The organism is Cohnella cellulosilytica (genome assembly GCF_042431195.1).
In the GTDB taxonomy this organism is placed as follows: domain Bacteria; phylum Bacillota; class Bacilli; order Paenibacillales; family Paenibacillaceae; genus Cohnella; species Cohnella cellulosilytica.
Map to the genome: position 1 here is coordinate 70,746 of NZ_JBHMDN010000073.1, position 20,431 is coordinate 91,176.

A 20,431-nucleotide genomic window follows, 5' to 3' on the forward strand; every position below is an offset into this window, starting at 1 on the left:
ATAGTCGCTGTACCGGCTCATGAGAGATCATCAAGCCTCATGCGGTAAAAACGCCAGCGCGAGGCATCCTGCTCTTGCTCGGGGCTCGGATCGTCCAAATTAAAAATATCCTCGTAAGCTCTCCCACCGTATTTTTGCCGTAAAGTTTCAATCTCGTTTAGCAGCATCATTTTCTCGTCATATGAGGCAAAGGATTCGTTTTCCTGTTTCAGGCAACGTTCAATAACATGTCCGAGCGGCTCGATTCGCCCGTCCCGATGTTGAAAAGGGGTGTTATGGGGAATCTTGGCGTGCTTGCGAGGCTCTCTCCGATATCCGATGAACCGGCCTTCATCTATCCAATTATTAATCGCAGTTACGGATACGCCAAAATAATCGGCCAATTGACTTGTCTTGTAGTAATCACTGGTTTGCTGCGGTGTCGAGCTTTCGTTGAGGTCGATAAGATTAATCAGTCGCTCGACGGCTTCCGCGACTTCGGTCTCAGGGTCTGTTGCATGCGTAAGAACGGCGTAATCACGCATCAAATGCATCAATCCCTTGATGGTGCGGGCGTTAACGGATACGATCTCGTGATCGGGCTTTCCCAGAACCTCCAAAGCAAGCTCCTTGGCTTGCCTTCTCGCTTCCGTAGTCGTCATAAGTCTCACCTCGTGTTCCACAGCGGTTTCACCTCCAGTTTAACAAACTGCAAGATAAACTACAACTTACTTATGATCATTTTTTGTCTTTAGACCCAGCATTATACCAATCGCGCAAGGTTCTTCATGCACAACTGCCCTCATCCGGCCGTTTCGGGGGTATAATAAGGCTGCAAGCCATGCTAAAGAACGGCAAAAAATCCTATCGGAATCAAGGTGAAAATACGATGGAAGAAAAAAAGAACGAGCGGCGGGGCGCGGGATGGAATTTCGATAACAGCTACGCCGGACTGCCGGAGACTTTATATACGAAGATGAGCCCGGCGCCGGTGCGCGCGCCGAAGCTGGTTATTCTGAACGAGCGCCTTGCGCAGGAGCTCGGGTTGAACGCGGATGCGCTGCGGGACGGGGATGCCGCGGACGTATTCGCCGGCAACCGGATTCCGGAAGGCGCGGAGCCTCTCGCCCAAGCTTACGCGGGGCATCAGTTCGGGCATTTCAACCGGCTCGGAGACGGAAGGGCTTTGCTACTGGGCGAGCAGATCACGCCCAAGGGAGAACGCTTCGACATTCAGCTCAAGGGCTCCGGCAGAACGCCGTATTCCCGCGGGGGCGACGGGAGGGCGGCTTTGGGGCCGATGCTGCGCGAATATATCATCAGCGAAGCGATGCACGCGCTGGGCATCCCGACGACGCGCAGCCTGGCGGTCGCGATGACCGGACAGCCGATCCAGCGCGAGAAGGAGCTGCCGGGCGCCGTGCTGACCCGCGTCGCCGCCAGTCATATTCGCGTCGGCACGTTTCAGTATGCGGCGGCGTGGGGAGGAGACGAAGAGCTTCGGGCGCTGGTCGATTATACGCTGCGGCGGCATTATCCGGAGGCGGCCGCAACAGTCGAAGCGAACGGGAAGATAAGCGACGATGAAGGGGGGAGCGCCCTTCTGCTTCTGCGGGAGGCCATCCGCCGCCAAGCCAAGCTGATCGCCCAATGGCAGTTGGCCGGTTTTATTCACGGGGTAATGAATACCGACAATATGGCGCTCAGCGGCGAGACGATCGATTACGGTCCGTGCGCTTTCATGGATGTCTACGACCCGGCGACGGTATTCAGCTCGATCGATTCGCAGGGGCGATACGCTTACGGCAATCAGCCGCAGATCGCGCTCTGGAATTTGGCGAGATTGGCGGAAACGCTGCTGCCCCTGCTGGCCGACGAGGAGAAAAAGGCGATCTCTGTCGCCGAAGGCGCGCTTGGCGAGTTCGGCGAGCGATATCACGGCCATTGGTTGACGGGTATGAGAGCGAAGCTGGGAATGTTCGGCGAAGAGGAGCAGGACGAGGAGTTGGTCCAAGACTTGCTCGTTCTGATGCAGAAGCATCGCGCAGACTATACGAATACTTTCCGCGCTCTGACTATGGACGCGCCGGAAGGGACGCCGTTTCATGACGCAGAGGAATTCCGCCATTGGCAGGAACGGTGGCGGCAGAGGCTGGAGAGGCAGCCGGCAAGCCGGGAGGAAGCGCTGCTGCTGATGCGGAGCAGCAATCCGGCCGTCATTCCTCGCAACCATCGGGTGGAGGAGGCGCTGGAGGCCGCATCGGAGCGAGGCGATTACAGCGTGATGGAACGACTGCTCGCCGTGCTGGCTCAGCCTTATGCGTATACGCCCGAGCAGGCTTCGTATTGCGCGCTGCCCGAGCCGGCGGGACGTCCTTACCGAACTTTCTGCGGCACTTGAGGGTTCGGGCGAGCCGCTCCGAATTCTGTTGTCACCCGAGCCGGGACTATGATAATTTAGAGGTGCGGTAGCACCAGTATCCCCGGGCAATCGGTTTTACGGCAAACGCGGCGCAGCGCGGAGCGACGGGAAGCCTGGGGACGGACTCAATTATGGGCGTAGGAGTGAGACGGATGGCAGCGCAGCGATACGGCAGCTTGATTCGCGTTAGAGAGGATAAGCTGGAGGAGTACAAGAGACTGCACGCCGCGGCATGGCCGGGCGTGCTGAGGATGATCAAGGAATGCCATATTCAAAATTATTCGATCTATTACAAAGACGGGTTCCTGTTCAGTTACTTCGAGTACACCGGAACGGATTTCGACGCGGATTCCGCCAAGATGGCCGCCGATCCGGAGACCCAGCGTTGGTGGGAGGTCTGCAAGCCCTGCCAGCAGCCGCTTGAAACCCGGGCGGAAGGCGAATGGTGGGCAAGTATGGAAGAGGTTTTTCATCTGGATTGAACGCTGCCGACCGGTCGCCGTCCGAGCCGTCAGGGCTCCTCCGTTGGACGCTTCACGGCGTTCGGCGGGGAGGCGTAACGGGAGAAGAGCCGCCAGATCAGCTCCCTGCGGCTGGATACCCCCGTCTTGGCGAAGATTGACTTGAGATGATCCTGGACGGTGTGGACCGAAATGTGAAGCTCGCGGGAAATTTCGCGGGTCGACAGTCCGCGCACGACCGTCCCAAGCAGCTGCTTCTCGCGCTCCGACAGTCCGTAGGCTTCGGCGATCAGCGGGAGTCTGTCGGCCGGCTGCGCCAGTTCGAAAACGACGGCAAGCTGTAAGGCCGAAGCTTGGCCGACCAGCTTGTCGGCCCGAATCGTTACATACGAGCCGCCCGAAAGCCTGACGCAGGTACGGGCGGCTTTGCCGTTCGCAAGCTCTTTGCCTGTTCCCGTCTCCCCGGCCAGCGCCCGGGTGCAGACCGCCCGAATCGGCCGGGGCAGGATGCCGGCGCCGATCCCCTCGGCCTCGCGGAGCGCGGCCAGCCAGCGTGCGGCCGCGTCGGTTGCGGACAACTCCGCCAGATGAACGCCGTCCGAGACTACGACTAATACGCCCGGCTCCAGCCCGGGCTCCTCAGCGGCATCGGACAGAGCCAGGCTTGTCCGCCGCAAAGCGGAGGCGATCGTCGGCACGAGCGACGTCAGCAGCACCAGCTCCTCCTCCGTAAATGAAGGCCGATCCTTCCCGCGAAGCAGAGTCAAGAAGCCCCAGCATCGTCCCCCGCTCACTAAAGCCGCTCTCATCTCGTCCCCGAAGCCCGCGGGACGCAGCACTTCCCGGAAGCGGGCGCTTCTCTCCGGGTCGCCTTCCGTCGCTATTCCGAGAGCGGCCGCCGGACGGTCCGCTTCGGCCAACTCCTCGAACCGGTTATAATCCCGATATCCGTATTCGTATTCGAACAGGCGATGGTGAATCGCCTCCACGCCGTCTTCGGTAACGGCGCCCGCCGAGAGAAGCGTGCGCGGATCGACGACGGAGCAGCATGCGCCGTCGAAGGGAAACGCTTCGCGCAGCCGCGCCAGCAGCTCCAGTCTGAATTCCCTGGAGGAGACGGCTTGCTCGGCCAGCCGTTCGATCCGTTGCTTCATGTTATCCATATCGTCTTCCGCGGCGGAAATCCCACCTTTCTGGGATGGCGTCGCAGCTCCTTATTCGTCTAGAGTGGGAATAAACCCGTTACCATCTAGAATAAGCAAGGGAGCTGGCAAGAGCAAGATGAACAAGGATCGGATCGTTGTCGTTGGGGGATATGGAGCGGTTGGCCGCGGCGTATGCGAGGAGCTCGGGCGCCAATTTCCCGGCAAAGTGTATGCGGCGGGCAGAAACCTGGAGCGCGCGGAGCGGTTTTGTCGAGGGACAGAGGGGAGGGTTCTGCCCATGCGGCTGGACATTGGCCGGCCCGTCGACCCCGAAGCGCTGGCCGGAGTCCGCTTGGTCGTCATGTGTCTGGATCAGCGGGGCATCGTCTTTATGCGCGCTTGTCTCCTGAGCGGCATCCATTATATCGACGTGTCGGCCAACCTCTCGTTCCTGGCTCGAGCGGAGGCGCTGCGGGAGCTGGCGGAGCGAGGCGGCTCGACGGCCGTTATGAACGCGGGGCTCGCGCCGGGCGTAACGAATTTGCTGGCGCTGGAAGCCCATCGCCGTCTCGATCGAACCGAGGAGATCGAGATTACGATCCTCCTCGGATTGGGCGACCGGCACGGCAAAGCGGCGGTCGAATGGACCGTGGACAATCTGAGAGCCCGCTTCGAGATTACGCGGCACGGCCGCACGGAACTCGCGGGCAGCTTTACGGATGCGAGGGTGGCGGATTTTCGGGGCGCGATCGGCCGAAAGCGCGCTTATCGATTTCCCTTCTCCGATCAGCGTTCTCTGCCGGTGACGTTGGGCGTCCCCAGCGTGTCGACGAGACTGTGCTTCGACCCGGCCGCCGCGACGACGCTGCTCGCGGCGGCGCGCAAGCTCGGCTTGGGTTCCCTGCTCGGACTGAAGCCGGTCCGTTCAGCGGCGATCGCATGCTTCGGTCGGATGCGTCTCGGCTCGGACCGCTTTGTCGTCCAAGTCGAAGCGATCGGGGAGAAGGATGGCAAAGCGGCCGTCGCCGAATATCGGCTGCAAGGCCGTCGGCAATCCGAGCTGACGGCCCGATGCGCGCTCGACGTCGCCGAGGCCGTCTATCGTACGGCGCTGCCGGGAGGCGTTTTCTCGATCGAGCAGCTGCTGGATTGGCAGGGAATGAGCCGTCTGAAGGAAGAGCCGCTGGAGACGGAAATCCGTTCGTTAGGCGATATGGATCGCGGCAAGGGCGCTGCTGCAATAACCGAACGGGGGAAGAGGCGATGACGGAGAGCAAGATAAAGCGGCTTTACCGCAGGACGCTGATCGTCGTCGTTATTTCTCAGATTTTCGGCGGAGCGGGACTTGCCGCGGGGATAACCGTAGGGGCGCTGCTGGCCGGGGAGATGATAGGCGCGGAGGGCTTTGCGGGCATACCCGTGGCGCTCGTTACGCTGGGCTCCGCGGGATCGGCTTACTTGGTGGGCCGGCTGACGCATCGTTACGGGCGCCGGATCGGCTTGTCGTCGGGATTTCTGGCCGGAGGGCTTGGGGCGATCGGCATCGTGATCGCAGGAGCGGCGAATCAACTGGCGCTGCTGCTGGCCTGCATGTTGATCTACGGAGCGGGGACGTCGACAAATTTGCAGGCTCGCTATGCCGGCACCGATCTGGCCAAGCCGGGACAACGGGCAAAAGCAGTCAGTCTGTCGATGGCGGCGACGACCTTCGGCGCGGTGGCCGGGCCGAACCTGGTCGAGCCGATGGGGGACTTCGCCGCATCCTTCGGTCTTCCTCCGTTGACCGGACCGTTCCTGCTGTCGGCGGCCGCGTTCTCGTTAGCCGGGCTGTTGCTGCTTGTTTTACTCCGTCCAGACCCCTATCTCGCGGCCCAAGCTCTCGCCGCCAAGCGGGAAGCCGGCTCGACCGAGGCTTCGGCCGAAGAAGCGGATCGCCCGCCGTCTCCGTTTCGCAATCGCGGCCTGATCGTCGGAGCGACAGTGATGGTGCTGACGCAGGTCGTGATGGTCGCGATTATGACAATGACGCCGATCCATATGCAGCATCATGGGCATGGGCTCGGAGAGATCGGGCTGGTCATCGGCATTCATGTCGGCGCGATGTATCTTCCTTCCTTGGCGACCGGGGCGCTCGTCGACCGGATCGGCCGCCGCGCAATGGCCTGCGCATCCGGAATTACGCTGCTGCTCGCGGGAGTTCTCGCCGCTGCGGCTCCGGCGCATTCGGTGCCGCTGCTGATTGCGGCGTTAGCTTTGCTCGGTCTCGGCTGGAACTTCGGCCTGATCAGCGGCACGGCCCTGATCGTCGACGCCGCGCCGCCGGCCGCCCGCGCCAAGACGCAGGGGACGATCGACGTTCTGATCGCGCTGACCGGAGCTTCGGGAGGCGCGTTGTCCGGCATGGTCGTCGCCGAATCCAGTTATGCGGCGCTATCCTTCGCCGGCGGAGCGGTGGCCCTATTGCTCATTCCCGTCGTGCTCTGGGCGCGGGCGCCCGGGTTTCGGCGCGCTCGTCAGGAATAACGAACGACACCGTCGTTCCCTGTCCCGGCAGGCTGAGAATGGACAAGCCCTGCCCGAACTGCTGAATCAATCGCCGATGCGTATTGGCGATGCCGATGCCTCCTTTGTCGTGAAGGGAGGAGTTCAGCAGCAGATCGATCTGCTCTTGTTCCATGCCCTGTCCGTCGTCCGCCACTTCGACCCGTACGGAATTTTCCAGGCGAACGATACGCACCCGGACGGTGCCGCCGATATTCCGGCCAAGCGCGCCGTGCTTCACGGCATTTTCCACGAGCGGCTGAATGGACAGCGGAGGAACGAGCGGATCGAGGCCCGGTTCCACCTCCCACGCGATCTTCAGCCTTTCCTCGAACCGCGCCTTCTCGATTTGCAGATAGGCCTGGACCAGATCGAGCTCGTGAGAGAGCTCGACAAGCTCCCCCGTATTCAGAAAGTCGAAGCTGATTCGCAAGAAGGAGGCGAAGGCGGTGCCCAGTCTGCGCATTTCCTCCGTATCGATCTCGCTCAGCGCCATAATCGAATTCAGCGTATTGAACAGAAAATGGGGGTGGATCTGCGCTTGCAGGTAAGCGGCCTCCATCCTCAGGCGCTCGTTAATGGATTGCTTAAGCGAGGTTAACGCCCGAATGCGGTATTTCAGCTCCAAGGCGTCCACCGGCTTGGTCACGTAATCGCTGGCGCCCGACAGGAAACCGGTATAGATGTCGGCGGGCTGGCTGCGCGCGGTGAGCAGCAGCACCGGAAGCTCGGACATCGAATAGCGCTCCCGGACTTTCTGCGTCAGCTCGTAGCCCGACATCTGCGGCATCATCACGTCGGCGATCAGCAGATCCCACGGCCTGGTGCCGAGCAGATCAAGCGCTTCGCGGGCGGATTGCACCGTGGCGATGCGATAAGGCTCTTGCTCCAGAATGCCGACCAGCACGCTCAGATTGACGGGGTCGTCGTCCACGGCCAATATATAAAGCTCCTTATCGTTCAGAAGAGGGGGAATCGGCAATGCCGCCGCCGCTTCGTTATGGGCGATGTCCGGCATCGTCAGCCCGGCGAACCGCCCTTCCGTCTCGTCCGATAACCGCTGAGGCGTAAGCGGTGCGGACGAAGCATGAACGGACCGGGAATCCGCGAGCGGCAGATCGAAGCTGAAGACCGAGCCTTGTCCCGGCGCGGAGCGGACGCGCAAAGTCCCTCCGTGCAGCTCCACGAGCTGTTTGCAGATGCTCAGCCCCAGCCCGATTCCCCGTCCGTCGTTGATTCCGTAGGCGCCCTGCTCGTAAGGGAGGAATATCCGCGCCTGCGTCTGCTCGTCCATGCCGACTCCGGTGTCGGCCACATGAATGACGGCCCGTCCGTTCCGCAGCTCCGCGGTGACGGAGATCGTTCCTTCCTCGGTATATTTTATGGCATTGTGCAGGAGGTTGTACAAAATTTGCACGAGCCGTTTCTCGTCGGCCAGCACCGGCGGCAGCGTCTCGGGAATATTCGTATCCAGTCGAACGCCTTTGCCTTGAATCATGAATTGCAGCATGCCGATGACGCCCGGAGCGATCGCCTGCGCGTGCAGCGGCTCCTGCTGCAGGACGATCCGGCTCTCCTGCAGCCGCGCGACGTCGAGAAGATCGCCCAGCATGTGGGACATTCGGCGGCTTATCGTGATCAGCAGCTCCATATTTTTCAGACTGCCTTCTTCCAGCCTGGTCTTCTCCTTGGCCACTACGTTCTGCGCGATATTCATGATGCCGTGCAGCGGCGTCCGCAGCTCGTGGGACGTATTGGCGAGAAATTGATCCTTCAGCTTGTCGGCTTTTTTTAACTGGTCGTTGAGCACGCTGTTCTGGTTCGCCTGCCGAAAATACTTCTTGAACCAGTAAGTGGAGAAACCGGCCATCGTGATCAGCAGGTCGATCGGATAATAGACGGTCGTGACGTCGATGTCGGATTCGAATACGCTCCAGGTCAAGTTCGAGATAATGCCGGCCGCGGTCAATAACAGGAACGCAACGTCCTTGTCGTTCCGACGATTGACGATCATTTGGCCCACGATGTAGAAGAGCCAGAAGAACGGGATCGAATAAATGCCGATAAAAACGCTAAAATCGACGAAGGCGTTGGCCCAGGAAGCGGGAGCCACAAGGAGGATCCCCGTCAAGACGGCCAGCAGCGCCCCGTAGGCTCTCAGGAAGGCGTTGCGCGGCGGCGCCGAGATCAGCCTGCGGAACAGGGCGATCATGAACAGGTTTTGCCACAGCAGGGAAATCAGTCTGATCCGCAGCAGTCCGGTATACGGAATCGGGATCACCGTTTGCAGCAGGTTGTCCTGTCCCGACAGCAAAGCCAGTCCGACGGACACGGTCAACAAGGCCATCGTCGGTAAAGCCCGCTCGCGCCGGTTAAACAAGAAGAGAATAAAAGCGTACAAGCCGTGCAGGAACAAAATCATAATCGTAACCAGCTGCGAACCGATCGAAGTCCATCTCACCTGATCGATCGCGGCTTGCGAGCCGAAACGAATGGAACGGACGATTCCGCCGTAGAACGGTTCGTCGTAGTTGGCCACGCGAATCAGCACGTCCAGCTCGGTCGTTCCCGCTATCGTGTAGGAGGAGGTGTACGATATGTTGCGCGGCTTATATTCCCCCGCGCTTGCGGCGGGATTGCCGATGCTGCCTTCCGATAAGCCATTGATTTCGACGTCGGAGGAGGCTTCGATATTTTTGATCCACATTGCGACCGGCTTCCTGAGCGGATCGATCAGAATGCGCAGCCTGTACGTCCCGTAGCCGTAAGACAAGTCGGACCCGAGCGTTTCCTTCCAGTCTCCCGGAACCTCGATCGTGCGGGACGGCTTGTCCCCCGATTCAAGGTCGGCGTGCGACAGAAGCTGATCGGGGTAAAAGAGCCATTGGCCGTTCAGAAAAAAAGGAGGAGAGTTCTCCAGATCGACACCGCGCATGTCCAGTACGCCGTCGACGGGACGAGGAGCCTCCAGCGTATAGAAGGTCTGAGACCATACCCATCGGAGGCAGAGAAGAATCCCCAGAATGGCGATCATAAGGGCGGTATATTTCAGGGCGCTTCGGTTGAATCCCGGTTTTTTTACCGTAAGGGGTCCGATCTGCTGCATCCAGGGTCTGGCCTCGTTTCGCGCGTTATCGTTCTGGCATTCGGTAGATACCCGATTTGACGCTCTGATTCTACTATACCAAAACTGTTATAGCCGCGGGAGGCTTCTTTTTATCCGCTCGTTCCGCCCTTCGGACTTCCGTTCGGATCGCGAACAATCGTCGATTTCGTTTCCGGCGGGACACAAATGGACCGGGCCTTTCTCCAAGGAGAGGCCCGGTCCATTTTCGCCAAGTGCGGTATTCGCTCCTACTTCAAAGAACCTTCCGTCAGTCCGCTGACAATTCTTTTGTGGAAGAGGACGTAAGCCAGAATCATCGGAATGGTGATGAGCGCCAGCGCGGAGAACAGCAGCTTGTAGTTGGTCACATAGCGGCTGGAGAACGCGAGCAGACCGACGGGCAGCGTCTTCAAGTCGTCGTTCTGGATGTACAGCATCGCCAGCAGCAGCTCGTTCCAAGCGTTCAGGGACGAGAAGATCGCCACGGTCGCCAGACCCGGAGCCAACAAGGGGACGATGATGCGCACGAACAGCACGCGATTGTTGCAGCCGTCGATTCGGGAGGCCTCGATCAGATCCTTCGGCAAGGAATCGAGGAACGACTTGAGCAGGAACACCGCCAGCGGCAGTCCGACGCCGATGTAGGGCAGGATGAGACCCAGAGGGGAATCCTTCAGACTCAATCTCTCGAAAATGTAGCTCTGCGCGATAAAAAACGATTGCAGCGGCATGAACAGCCCGACAACGAACATCAGGAGCAGCGCTTTGCCGCCTTTGAACGGCAGCTTGCTGAAGGCGAACGCCGCCATGCTGGCGAACAGCAAAATGCAGACGATCGTCAGGGAGGTTACGATGACGCTGTTTCCGGCATATTTGCCGATGTGCCCGATGCGCCACGCCTCCGACCAGTTGCCGAAGTCGACCTGCTCCGGCCAGCGAAAAGGGCTTGTAAAGATCGCCTGGTTTTCCCGGAACGAGGAGAGCACCAGCCAGATCATCGGGTAAAAATAAAAACACGAGAGCACGATCATGAAAACATAGTAGGAAACGCGGGACAATCGGCGCAGCGGGGCGCTGCGTTCCTTGCCGGCATTCGCGCCGTTCGCGCTCCAGGCGGCAGCGGCCATGGACGGCACCTCTTTTCTTCTCTGTCTGGGCGGCGCTCTCTTAATATTCGAGAGAGCCGCTTTCTTTTTTCTTCAGCTTGTTGGTCAGGATGCCGAGAATCGCGATAACGATGGACATAAGCACAGCCAGAGCCGAGCCGTAGCCGACGCTCATATTGCTGAATACGACCTTCACAATGTAGGTCGTCACGATTTCCGTAGAGTTGTAAGGTCCGCCGTTCGTCATGACATAGAACAGGTCGAAGGCCTGGAAGCCTCCCAACACGCACAGCATGATCGCGACGTCGACGAGATCGCGGATCATCGGGATTTTGATTTTGAAGAAAATATCCCGGTCGGTCGCCCCGTCCAAATAAGCGGATTCGTAAATATCGTTCGGAATGCGTTGAATACCCGCGTAGAAAATGGTCATATAGTAGCCGGCGTACACCCATCCGGATACGAAGGTGACCGCGTACAGGGCGATTTGCGGATCTCCGAGCCATACCCGGGTCCAGCTCTCCAGGCCGATGCCGGAGAGGAGGGCGTTGATCAAGCCGAAGTCGGAATTGTAGACGAACTTCCACAAGTAGGAGACGACGATCATCGGCAGCATGACCGGAGTGAAGAAGGCAACCCGGAACAGGCCGCTGCCGCGCCTCTTCATCGTGATCAATCCGGCGAGCAGCAGCCCGCAGAACACCTCGAGAACGACGGTCAGAACGATGTAAATGAAAATATGCCAGTAAGACGCCAGGTACACGCGATCGTGAAACGCTCGCGCGTAGTTGTCGAAGCCGACGAACTTCATCGCGCCGAAGCCGTTCCAGTCATAGAAGCTGAACGCGAACGTCAGCGCGATCGGAAGGATGATCGTCAGGCCGAACAGCAGAGCGGCCGGGGCGACAAACAGGTAAGGAGAAAGACTGAATGTTGTTTTGGAGCGATTCACGGTTCCACCTCCATCATGCGAATGCTGCGAGAGGGACGATCCGGCGGGCGGAGGGAGCCTCCCTTGCTGCGGATCGTCCCTGTTTGCCGGTTATTTTTTCAGCGGCGCGATCGTGCCGTCCAGCTCGGCGAGCGCTTCCTCGGCCGTCTTGACGCCTCCGAGCACCTGCGAGACCGCCATGTTGAAGGCGTTCGCCACTTCGACGTTGTAACCGATGTCCGGAGGGGATACGACCGTCGACGACGATTTCATCATCTCGATCAGGCTGAGCGACAGCGCGTCCGTGTGCTCCGGATCGACGCCGCCCTTGGCGACCGGCATCGCGCCCGCATCGGCCAGCAATCTGGACGATTCCGGCGAGCTGTATTCGGCCATAAAGTCGACGGCCTCCTGGAAATGGGCCGACTTGGCGTTGATGACGAAGCCGTTCTGAACGCCGAGAACGCTCGTCTGATCGCCTTTGCCTCCCGGCATGGCCGGCAGATTGAAGTATCCGAGCTCCAGCTCGGGCGCGCTTTCCATCGCGCCGGAGACGAGCCAGCTTCCGATCGGATGCATAGCCGCCTGACCGTTAAAGAACAAGGAGTCTCCTTCGTCGTCGGCGATCGCGTTCACGCTGTCGTTCAGATATCCTTTGTCCCACAGCTCTCGCGCATAGCCGAAGGCGGTTACAAAATCGGGGGAACTGAACGGCTGCTCCAATTGCAGCGCGTCTCCGTAAGCTTGCTCTCCCACGACTCGGGAGACGAGGTGGGCGATCCAGTTGCCGCCCGGCCACAAATCCTTGTTGCCGGAGACGAGCGGCTTAATGCCCGCGGTCTTCAGCTTCTCGGAAATCTCCAGAAATTGCTCCCACGTCTGCGGAGGCTCGACGCCGGCTTCGGCGAAAAGCTTCTTGTTGTACCAGATCACGTTGGAGACGTCGCTGGCCGTCGGAATCATGTAGGTTTTACCGTCGAATGCGATGCCTTTGAAATCTCCTTCGGAGAAGGCGTCCTTAAGGCCGTCCTGCTTCAACGCTTCGGTCAGATCGGCCGCATAGCCGCCCTCGATCCGGTTGCGAAGCCGTTCGCCGGCCCATTCGAAGTAAATGTCCGGAGCGTTCGCTCCGTTCAGCAGGTTGGGCAGACCGACGGATTGATAGATCGCGTCCTCTTGATAGTTCAGCTCGACTTTAACGCCGGGGTGGTCGGCTTCGTATTTGTCCCGGATTTGCTCCCACACTTTAATGACGCCTTCGCCAGGGGACACCATGGCGATTCGAAGCGTAGTTTCGTCCTTGTTGGAGGAGGAGCCGGAGCATCCGGCGAGCGCGGCCGACGCCAGCAGTGTCGACGCGAGTACGGTAAGCGTTTTCTTCATGTGTGATGATCTCCCTTTTTTATGGAATTGGCTTCATGTCAACCTCTGTCAACCTCTCCGGAGGAGGGCGTTCACCGGCAAAGCCCGATGTCGAACAGGGGAATGGCGCTCACCACCTTAACAAGTTCATGTTGTCTTACAAATCACCCTTACGGCAAATTTGTAGTAACAATATAATTGCATTGTATAGATCGTAACAACATATTGTCAATGGAATTATTCCGTTTTTCCGCGAATTTTAACGTTTTCATAGGGGGCGCACCGCCGAAAGAGAGAGAAACGCTAAATCCCTTTTTTGTTTGTAACAAAATAAATAGGTTGACAATTTGTTATAATCATAAATAATTAAAGTTGAAATGTTACTACAATATTTTTCAACGGGAGGAAAGGGGAGACTCGGAACTGCAACCGCTTTCGGATACATTGGCCGACTGCGGCGCGATGCAAGCGGGGCTTGCTCCGGTATAAAGCCAAAGGAGGAACGAATGTGAGAACAAAATTGCAAAAGGGGATTGCCGTCGTCATGACGTCGACCATGATTTTTGCTTGCGGGCAATGGACGAGCGCATCCGCGACGAAGGAGCCGATTCCGGCCTGGGCTTCCGCGGAACTGAACTACTGGGTGGAAGCCGGATTGTTGAAGGGAGACGGCAACGGTCTGCTTCGCCCGCAGCAAACGATCAACAGGGCCGAGTTTCTGGCTTTCGTTAACCGGGTGTTCAACTACCGGGCCATGAGCGACAAGACATTCGCGGATGTTGACGCTTCGGCCTGGTATGCCGCGGAGATCGCCAAAGCCCATGCCGCGGGCATTCTGCAGGGCGACACCCGGGGCAACGCCCAGCCCTTGGCCGCGCTGACCCGGGAAGAGGCTGCGGTGATTCTGAGCCGCGTGTTCGACGTCGCGTCCGCGAACAGCCCGTCCGGAACGTTCACGGACGACGGGGCGATCGCCTCATGGGCGTCGACGGCGGTCTATGCGCTGAAGGAAGCCGGTTACGCGCAAGGGGCCGGGGGAGGGGCGTTCCTGCCGAAAAAAGGAATGTCCCGCGCGGAGGCCGTCAAAATGATCAGCAACATTATGGGAAGCCTGATCAACGATTCTTCCGTCCACGAGAATGTAACCGGGCGCAATGTCGTGGTCAACACGGCCGGCGGCGTTCTGAAGGGGGCGAAAATTGCCGGCGACCTGTATCTCGCTCCGGGGATCGGCGAAGGCGGCTTCACGCTTGAGGATTGTATCGTCGAAGGCACGATCTATGTGCTCGGAGGCGGGACGGAAGGCCTTGTCCTGAAGAACTCGCAAGCAGGCGCGGTTAAGATCAACAGCCCGCAAAGCGAACCCAAGCTGATTCTAAACGGAAGCTCTTCCGTGAAGAAAGGGATCGAAGCGCTGACCGGCGCGGCCATCGTCAACGAGACGAACGCCCCGATCGGCAGCCTGAACGTTCGCGCCGGCGCATCGGGAACAATTTCCGTAACCGGCGACGTTACGCTTCTAACGGTCGATTCTTCGGCGACCGTCAACGTGGGGGCTTCCGCAATCGAAACGCTGATCTTCACCGAGCGGGCCGGCGGCGCGCAGGCCAAGCTGGACGGCCAGGCGCAAATCGGACGGGTGATCGCGGATGCGGGCGTAACGCTGACCGGCTCCGGCGACATCGGCGAGGCCGTCATTAACGCGGAGGGCGTCGCTTTCGAGAAAGCGCCGGACAAATGGTCGTTAAACGCGAAAAGCGCGACCATCGCCGGCAAATCCGTCGCGGAGAGCTCTGTCGGCAGCGGGAGCGCCGGGGGAGGCGGAACAGGCGGCGGAGGCTCCGGCGGCGGAACCGTGGATATGAGCACGAAAATTTACAGCTACGATCAGGTGCTCGGCGGATTTGCGGAGACGGGAACGTACGGGGACGTCAAGCAGTATGTGCGCTTTCTGGGCGATCCAACCTATGATCCGCAGACGGCGAACGCCGTCGTGGGATCGACGCTGCCGAATTTCACGAACGCTCGCACGTTCGTCAATGCCGATTACGAAGTGAAGCCTTCCATTTTCGCTTCTCTGAGAGGCGTCAACACCTCCGTGCTGGACGCCAGACGCGACAACCTGTGGATCGGCACGGACAACGGCGTCACGAAAATCAACCTGGCGACGAACGCGATGACGGAATATACGGCGGAGAACAAGCAGCTTGCAGACAACAAGACGCTGCTTCTGATCTCGGACGGCGGTACCGGCGTCTTTGCGATCACGGAGCACGGCGTATCGTATATTCGAAAATAAGGAAAGGGGATTGAATCCATGTTCAACACGACCAAACGGACCAAGCTGGCGGCGGGCGCGTTGGCGGCGGCCATGCTCTTCTCGCTTCCCGTCGCCCAAGCGTTCGGGTCGGCCGGTAAGCCGGCCGGAGCGAAATATCAAGCGTACCAACTGGAAGCGACGCCGACGAAGCACGTTTCCTACTACAAAGCGGGCGCGGCTCTGCCCGAGACGATCGATTGGGTGACCGCCAAGGAGGATTTGACGTTCCTGCCGACCGCGGTGACCGGGGACGTGACGAGCGCGCTCAAGGATGCCGACGGCGTCTACTGGATCGGCACGACGAACGGGCTGCAGCGCGTCAACTTCAAGGAGAAGGACGCAAGGGACATCGTCCAGTACATGGCGGGCCCCCGATATTTGTACGGCGGCGACGACGTCGTAACCGGGCTGGCCAGCGACGGCAAGGGCGGCGTATGGGTGCGGACGGCCAGCGGCGTTACGCATATCGAGCTGCGGGTCAAAACGATTTACGAGAAAACGCATGTCTACGAGATGCTGAACGATGCCGTGCAGGATCGCCGCGGCATGGTGACGGGGACCGAGTATACGTTTACGCCGAATCCGGGCGAGACGGGCATCGATTTCGACAAGGGGACGTTTACGTCCAATCCGAAAACGGACGACAACGACGGCTTGTGGACGGCCATGTATGCAATCGGGGAAATTTTCCGCTATCAGACGCTCAAGACCGAGGGCGCGAAGCAGAGCGAGATCGATGCGGCCAAGGCGGACGCGATTCGCGCGACGAAAGCGGTATTGCTGCTGGATTACGTCTCGGGAAGGGGCAACGGCTTCCCGGCTCGCTCTTATATGTTGACGTCAGAGAATGCGGCTCAGACTTCGACGGGCGACGACTACGGGTATCAGAGCCAGAACGGTTTCTGGTTCCATCACCGCGTCAGCGTGACGGACGCCGTGTATGCGGCTTCCAATCCGATCATTCCGACGATGCAGCGGAGCGACGGCGCGCAGCCGATCGGCTATTCGATCGTTCGAGTGACCAAGGACGCGATGAGCAAAAAAGGCGACACGCTGTTCCCCTCCGGAGGAACGAACGTGATGAACTACAACGGTCTGGGCCTAAGCCAGGAGGCGATCGACGAGCTGAACGCAGTGCGCCCGGCCGGGCAGAAGCTGGGCAGCGACATCAAGACCAGAGTGGATACGGTGGACGGCGTTGACGTGTATCAAGTCATGCCTGTCATCACCGCCCAGACAAACAACAATAAAGCCGGGGAGGATACGAGCACCAGCGCGAGCAATCCTCCGCTGTTCCAACTGACCGTTCCGGTATACGAGCAGATTCCGACCTTCTTCAACGATTTGTTCCCGGCAAGCGCCATCGGCCCGGACAATTATATCGATATGAACCAGATCGTGTATAAAGCGGATACGTCCTCCGACGAAGTAGCGGGTCACTCCGCGCTGTTCTTCACGGCGTACAAATACTTATGCGACGATACGTCGGATCCGCAGCTTGCCGAGCTGAAGAATTATGTGACCGAGGCGGCTCATCGGATGGCCGATCTGATTCTCAAGAACGATAACTATTACATCGAAGACGCCACAGGCAAGTCCACGCAGTGGTCGCGCTGGCTGGCGAAATATTTCAACGACGGCAGAGGCGCGATGGAAAGCCAACCCCAATGGGCCTCCAAGGTCGGCGTGGACGCCAACGGAGACGATGCGCTGTCCTACGGCTTCGAGGACGGTCCGCTGAATGCCCTGCAGCTGATGGCGTTCCTGAAAACGGCGTCTTACGTGACGGCGGAAGCTTATCCGCTCGATTCGGCCAGATACCAGACGGCTTACGATCAAGCCTTCGAACCGGAATACAGCAAAGCCGAGCCTTACGCCAACGGCAAAGGCTACATCCATCTGGCTCAGGAATATATCGAACGACGGCTGATCCGCCAAGCGACCAACGCCTACAACGTGCTGGACAACGAGATCGTAACCCGGGATAACTACCGTCATACCGGCGACGAGCAGGAGGACAGCAATATCAATGCCACCCTGCACAACGACTGGACGCAGTACATCAACTATTCGGACGAAGAGCTCGGATGGTTCCCGGTGTATCAGCTGATTTTGCTGGAGCAGAACCCTGCGAGACGCGCGGAGATCGTCGCCGCCTACGATCAATGGTACGAGAATGAGGTTCGCGAAGAGAATCCGTTCTACACGTTCCTCTATCAACTGGCCCACCCGGAGGACAAGACCGTGGACATCGCCTCCGCCGTACGCTATATGTACCGCATGCCCGAATATTTGATTTCTGTTCCGGCACAGTACAACCGTCAGGATGTTTTCTTCATCGAGAACGGGGACAGAGACAAGAAAGACAAGCAGGTGAACTACGCTCTGCCCACCGACGAGCGCCGGGTTATGAAAAACAACGGCAATCCGTTCCGTACCGATAACGGCGCGTACAGCGTCGACCCGAACTACAACTACACGTACAAGACGATGGAGAGCGGCACGATCGTTACGCTGCCTTACTGGCTCGGGCGTTACTTCGGCATTATTGAAGAAGCGCGGTAATACGCCGGAAAAAGGCGCGCGGACGCACAAAAAAAAGAGGGGGTCGCCCCTCTTTTTTGCGGCTCCGGGCCGCGCCCGCATCGCTAGAAAAATCTCTCGATCGTATAGTTGGGAAAATCGCCGCGGAAGACGCCGAAGCTGTATTCGAGCGGGGTGTTGTCGGACAGATAAGTGAACGTCTTGATCTGCAGACACGGCGAGCCTTCCTTGACGTGAAGCAGCTTTTTGGCCGTTTTGTCCGCGAGCACGGGCTTTAATTGTTCGACGGCGCGATGCACCTTCAGGTTGTACTTCGATTCCAGAAAGTCGAACAGGGAGCCGTCCTTGTAATCGTTAATAAGGCCGGGGGCCATGCTCCAAGCGATATGGGTCCGTTCGTACAGCAGCGGCTCGTTGTCCGCGTAGCGCACTCTCAGAAGCTGGTTGATGGGCGCGCTGGGAGGAATATGAAGAAATTCGTCCAGCGGCGTTTCGGCCGGGATAACCTTCGCTTCGAGCAGCTTGCTGCGCGGTTCCTTGCCCTGCATAAGAACGTCCTCGGTAAAGCTGCGGGTCTGGATAAGCTGAAGCTCCTTCCGTTTGACGAACGTGCCTCTGCCTTGGACCCGTTCAAGGATGCCCTGGAACTCGAGCTCGTTCAGAGCGAGGCGGATCGTCGTGCGGCTGGCGTTGTACATGACGCACAGCTCGGCTTCGGTTGGCAGCTTTTGTCCAACGCTGTAAATCCCTGTTTGGATTTGCTTGAGCAGCTTCTCTTTGATGTTATAGTACAAGGAACTGTTCTGCCTCTTTGTCACAACAAATTTCCTCCACACATTCTTTTGGAATTAGTATAGCATAGACAAATATTATAAAAAAGAGCACAGTTTTCCGTCAATCGTTCCAGACGAAAGGTTATTACAAATTGATGAATTTCTAAATTATGGTCCATCGCATTTTGAGGACAAATTTCGAGAGGGAAGGTGCAAAAATCTATCGTTATTCGACAATATACGTTGACTAAATGTTACGACAAATAATATAATTTTTATATTGTTACTACAAATAAAGAGTGAAAAGGCGGAAGCGGGAAACCGAGCGGCGCAGCGAACAGAGAGAGCCGGCGTATTGTCCGGCGCAAGCGGAGAGGAGCAAGGGAAATGGCACGGAAGGAACAATTGAAGGTAGCCGTTATCGGAGGAGGGTCCTCCTACACGCCCGAATTGGTGGAGGGCCTGATCAAGCGCGGAGCCGAGCTGCCCGTCAAGGAGCTGTATCTGGTCGACGTCGAAGCGGGCAGAGAGAAGCTGGAGATCGTGGGGGCGCTTGCGAGGCGCATGGTCGAGAAGGCTGGGGCGGACATCCGGATTCATCTGACGCTCGACAGGAAGGAGGCGATCCGGGGGGCGGACTTCGTGACGACGCAGCTACGGGTCGGGCAGTTGGAAGCGAGGGGCCGGGACGAGAGGATTCCGCTGAAATACGGCTGCATCGGACAAGAGACGACGGGGGCGGGCGGCTTCGCCAAGGCGCTGCGGACGATTCCCGTCATTCTCGGGATCTGCCGGGAGATGGAGGAGCTCGCTCCGGAAGCGTTCCTGCTGAACTTCACGAATCCGGCGGGCATCGTGACGGAAGCCGCTCTGAAATACAGCAGGGTCCGAACAATCGGCCTGTGCAATCTGCCGATCGGGCTGCGCATGCAGATCGCGGAATTTTACGGCGTTGACGCGTCCAAGGTTCAACTCGAGATGGTCGGCATCAACCATCTGAACTGGACGACGAAGATCGTGGTCGACGGATCGGACGTCACCGCTTCGTTCCTTGCCAAGGCTGCAGGGGCGAAAGGGCTGACGATGAAAAACATTTCCGATCTGGAGTGGGACGGCGATTTCCTCCGGTCGCTCGGCGCTCTGCCCTGCAGCTATCATCGTTACTACTACATGAGAGACGAGATGCTGGCCGAGCAGTTGGAGGACCTGAAGACGGAGGGGACGAGAGCGGACGTCGTGAAGCGCGTCGAAGCGGAGCTGTTCGAGCTGTACAAGGACCCTGATCTGGCGATCAAGCCGCCGCAGCTGGAGCAGCGCGGAGGAGCGTATTACTCCGAAGTGGCCGTAAACCTGATGTCTTCAATCTACAACGACAGGAAGGACATTCAGACGGTCAACGTTCGCAACGGCGGCCTGCTTCCGTTCCTGCCCGACGACGCATCGATCGAGGTCAACTGCGTCGTCGACGCCGAAGGCGCACATCCCGTGCAGCCCTCCAATCTCGTTGGCCCGGAGATCCGCGGTCTGATGCAGCTTGTTAAAGCGTACGAAGAGCTGACGGTCGAAGCGGCCGCGCACGGCGACCGCGACAAGGCGTTGCAGGCGCTGGCGCTGCACCCGCTCGTCGGCACCGCCGATCTGGCGCGCAGCATTCTGATGGACATTCTGGAGGAGAACAAGCCTTATTTGCCGCAGTTCCAATCTTAAATCTCTTCCCGGCTCGACTCGAACACCCCGCCAA

At 58.8% G+C, this 20,431-nt stretch carries 14 protein-coding genes; 7 read left to right on the forward strand and 7 right to left on the reverse strand.

The genetic code is table 11. From position 1 onward, the window contains the following. Positions 1-17: 17 nt before the first annotated feature. Complete coding sequence (locus ACFFT4_RS31635) at positions 18-641, reverse strand: MerR family transcriptional regulator (protein ID WP_378053204.1); 624 nt, start codon at positions 639-641, stop codon at positions 18-20. Positions 642-868: 227 nt separating this feature from the next. On the opposite strand from ACFFT4_RS31635, the gene ACFFT4_RS31640 reads away from it, so the two are divergent. Further along, the gene (locus ACFFT4_RS31640; RefSeq protein ID WP_378053206.1) at positions 869-2,380 is read left to right on the forward strand and encodes a protein adenylyltransferase SelO; all 1,512 of its coding nucleotides are present in this window, start codon (positions 869-871) and stop codon (positions 2,378-2,380) included. A 173-nt stretch (positions 2,381-2,553) separates the two neighbouring features. Further along, positions 2,554-2,883, forward strand: a complete 330-nt coding sequence (locus tag ACFFT4_RS31645; protein ID WP_378053208.1) for an L-rhamnose mutarotase — start codon at positions 2,554-2,556, stop codon at positions 2,881-2,883. A 29-nt stretch (positions 2,884-2,912) separates the two neighbouring features. Here ACFFT4_RS31645 and ACFFT4_RS31650 read toward each other — a convergent pair whose 3' ends face one another. Beyond that, on the reverse strand, positions 2,913-4,016 hold the full coding sequence (locus ACFFT4_RS31650) for a LuxR C-terminal-related transcriptional regulator (RefSeq protein WP_378053210.1): 1,104 nt from the start codon (positions 4,014-4,016) through the stop codon (positions 2,913-2,915). 127 nt (positions 4,017-4,143) lie between these two features. Between ACFFT4_RS31650 and ACFFT4_RS31655 the strand changes: the two genes are divergently transcribed. Then, a complete protein-coding gene (locus tag ACFFT4_RS31655) occupies positions 4,144-5,274 on the forward strand; it encodes a saccharopine dehydrogenase family protein (RefSeq protein ID WP_378053212.1) in 1,131 nt (376 codons plus the stop codon). Continuing rightward, positions 5,271-6,530, forward strand: coding sequence for an MFS transporter (locus ACFFT4_RS31660; RefSeq protein WP_378053214.1), 1,260 nt, complete (start codon positions 5,271-5,273; stop codon positions 6,528-6,530). The genes ACFFT4_RS31655 and ACFFT4_RS31660 overlap by 4 nt, the downstream gene beginning before the upstream one ends. On the opposite strand, the gene ACFFT4_RS31665 is transcribed toward ACFFT4_RS31660, so the two are convergent. From ACFFT4_RS31665 to ACFFT4_RS31680, 4 genes are all read right to left on the reverse strand, one after another. Beyond that, positions 6,472-9,654, reverse strand: coding sequence for a hybrid sensor histidine kinase/response regulator (locus tag ACFFT4_RS31665; RefSeq protein WP_378053216.1), 3,183 nt, complete (start codon positions 9,652-9,654; stop codon positions 6,472-6,474). The two genes, ACFFT4_RS31660 and ACFFT4_RS31665, sit on opposite strands and share 59 nt — an antisense overlap. Positions 9,655-9,902: 248 nt before the next feature. Then, positions 9,903-10,781 (reverse strand): carbohydrate ABC transporter permease, encoded by an 879-nt coding sequence (locus ACFFT4_RS31670; protein WP_378053218.1) that lies wholly within the window; start codon positions 10,779-10,781, stop codon positions 9,903-9,905. A 40-nt stretch (positions 10,782-10,821) separates the two neighbouring features. Beyond that, positions 10,822-11,712, reverse strand: coding sequence for a carbohydrate ABC transporter permease (locus ACFFT4_RS31675; protein ID WP_378053220.1), 891 nt, complete (start codon positions 11,710-11,712; stop codon positions 10,822-10,824). A gap of 90 nt (positions 11,713-11,802) precedes the next feature. Then, positions 11,803-13,074 carry an ABC transporter substrate-binding protein gene (locus ACFFT4_RS31680; RefSeq protein WP_378053223.1) on the reverse strand — a complete coding sequence of 424 codons (1,272 nt, stop codon included), beginning with the start codon at positions 13,072-13,074 and terminating at the stop codon, positions 11,803-11,805. A gap of 487 nt (positions 13,075-13,561) precedes the next feature. Between ACFFT4_RS31680 and ACFFT4_RS31685 the strand changes: the two genes are divergently transcribed. Continuing rightward, the gene (locus ACFFT4_RS31685; RefSeq protein WP_378053225.1) at positions 13,562-15,352 is read left to right on the forward strand and encodes an S-layer homology domain-containing protein; all 1,791 of its coding nucleotides are present in this window, start codon (positions 13,562-13,564) and stop codon (positions 15,350-15,352) included. A gap of 18 nt (positions 15,353-15,370) precedes the next feature. Next, positions 15,371-17,938 carry a hypothetical protein gene (locus ACFFT4_RS31690; RefSeq protein ID WP_378053227.1) on the forward strand — a complete coding sequence of 856 codons (2,568 nt, stop codon included), beginning with the start codon at positions 15,371-15,373 and terminating at the stop codon, positions 17,936-17,938. Positions 17,939-18,021: 83 nt separating this feature from the next. Here ACFFT4_RS31690 and ACFFT4_RS31695 read toward each other — a convergent pair whose 3' ends face one another. After that, a complete protein-coding gene (locus ACFFT4_RS31695; protein WP_378053229.1) occupies positions 18,022-18,735 on the reverse strand; it encodes a GntR family transcriptional regulator in 714 nt (237 codons plus the stop codon). 342 nt (positions 18,736-19,077) lie between these two features. Between ACFFT4_RS31695 and ACFFT4_RS31700 the strand changes: the two genes are divergently transcribed. Beyond that, on the forward strand, positions 19,078-20,397 hold the full coding sequence (locus ACFFT4_RS31700; protein WP_378053231.1) for a 6-phospho-beta-glucosidase: 1,320 nt from the start codon (positions 19,078-19,080) through the stop codon (positions 20,395-20,397). The last annotated feature ends 34 nt before the right edge of the window (positions 20,398-20,431 follow it).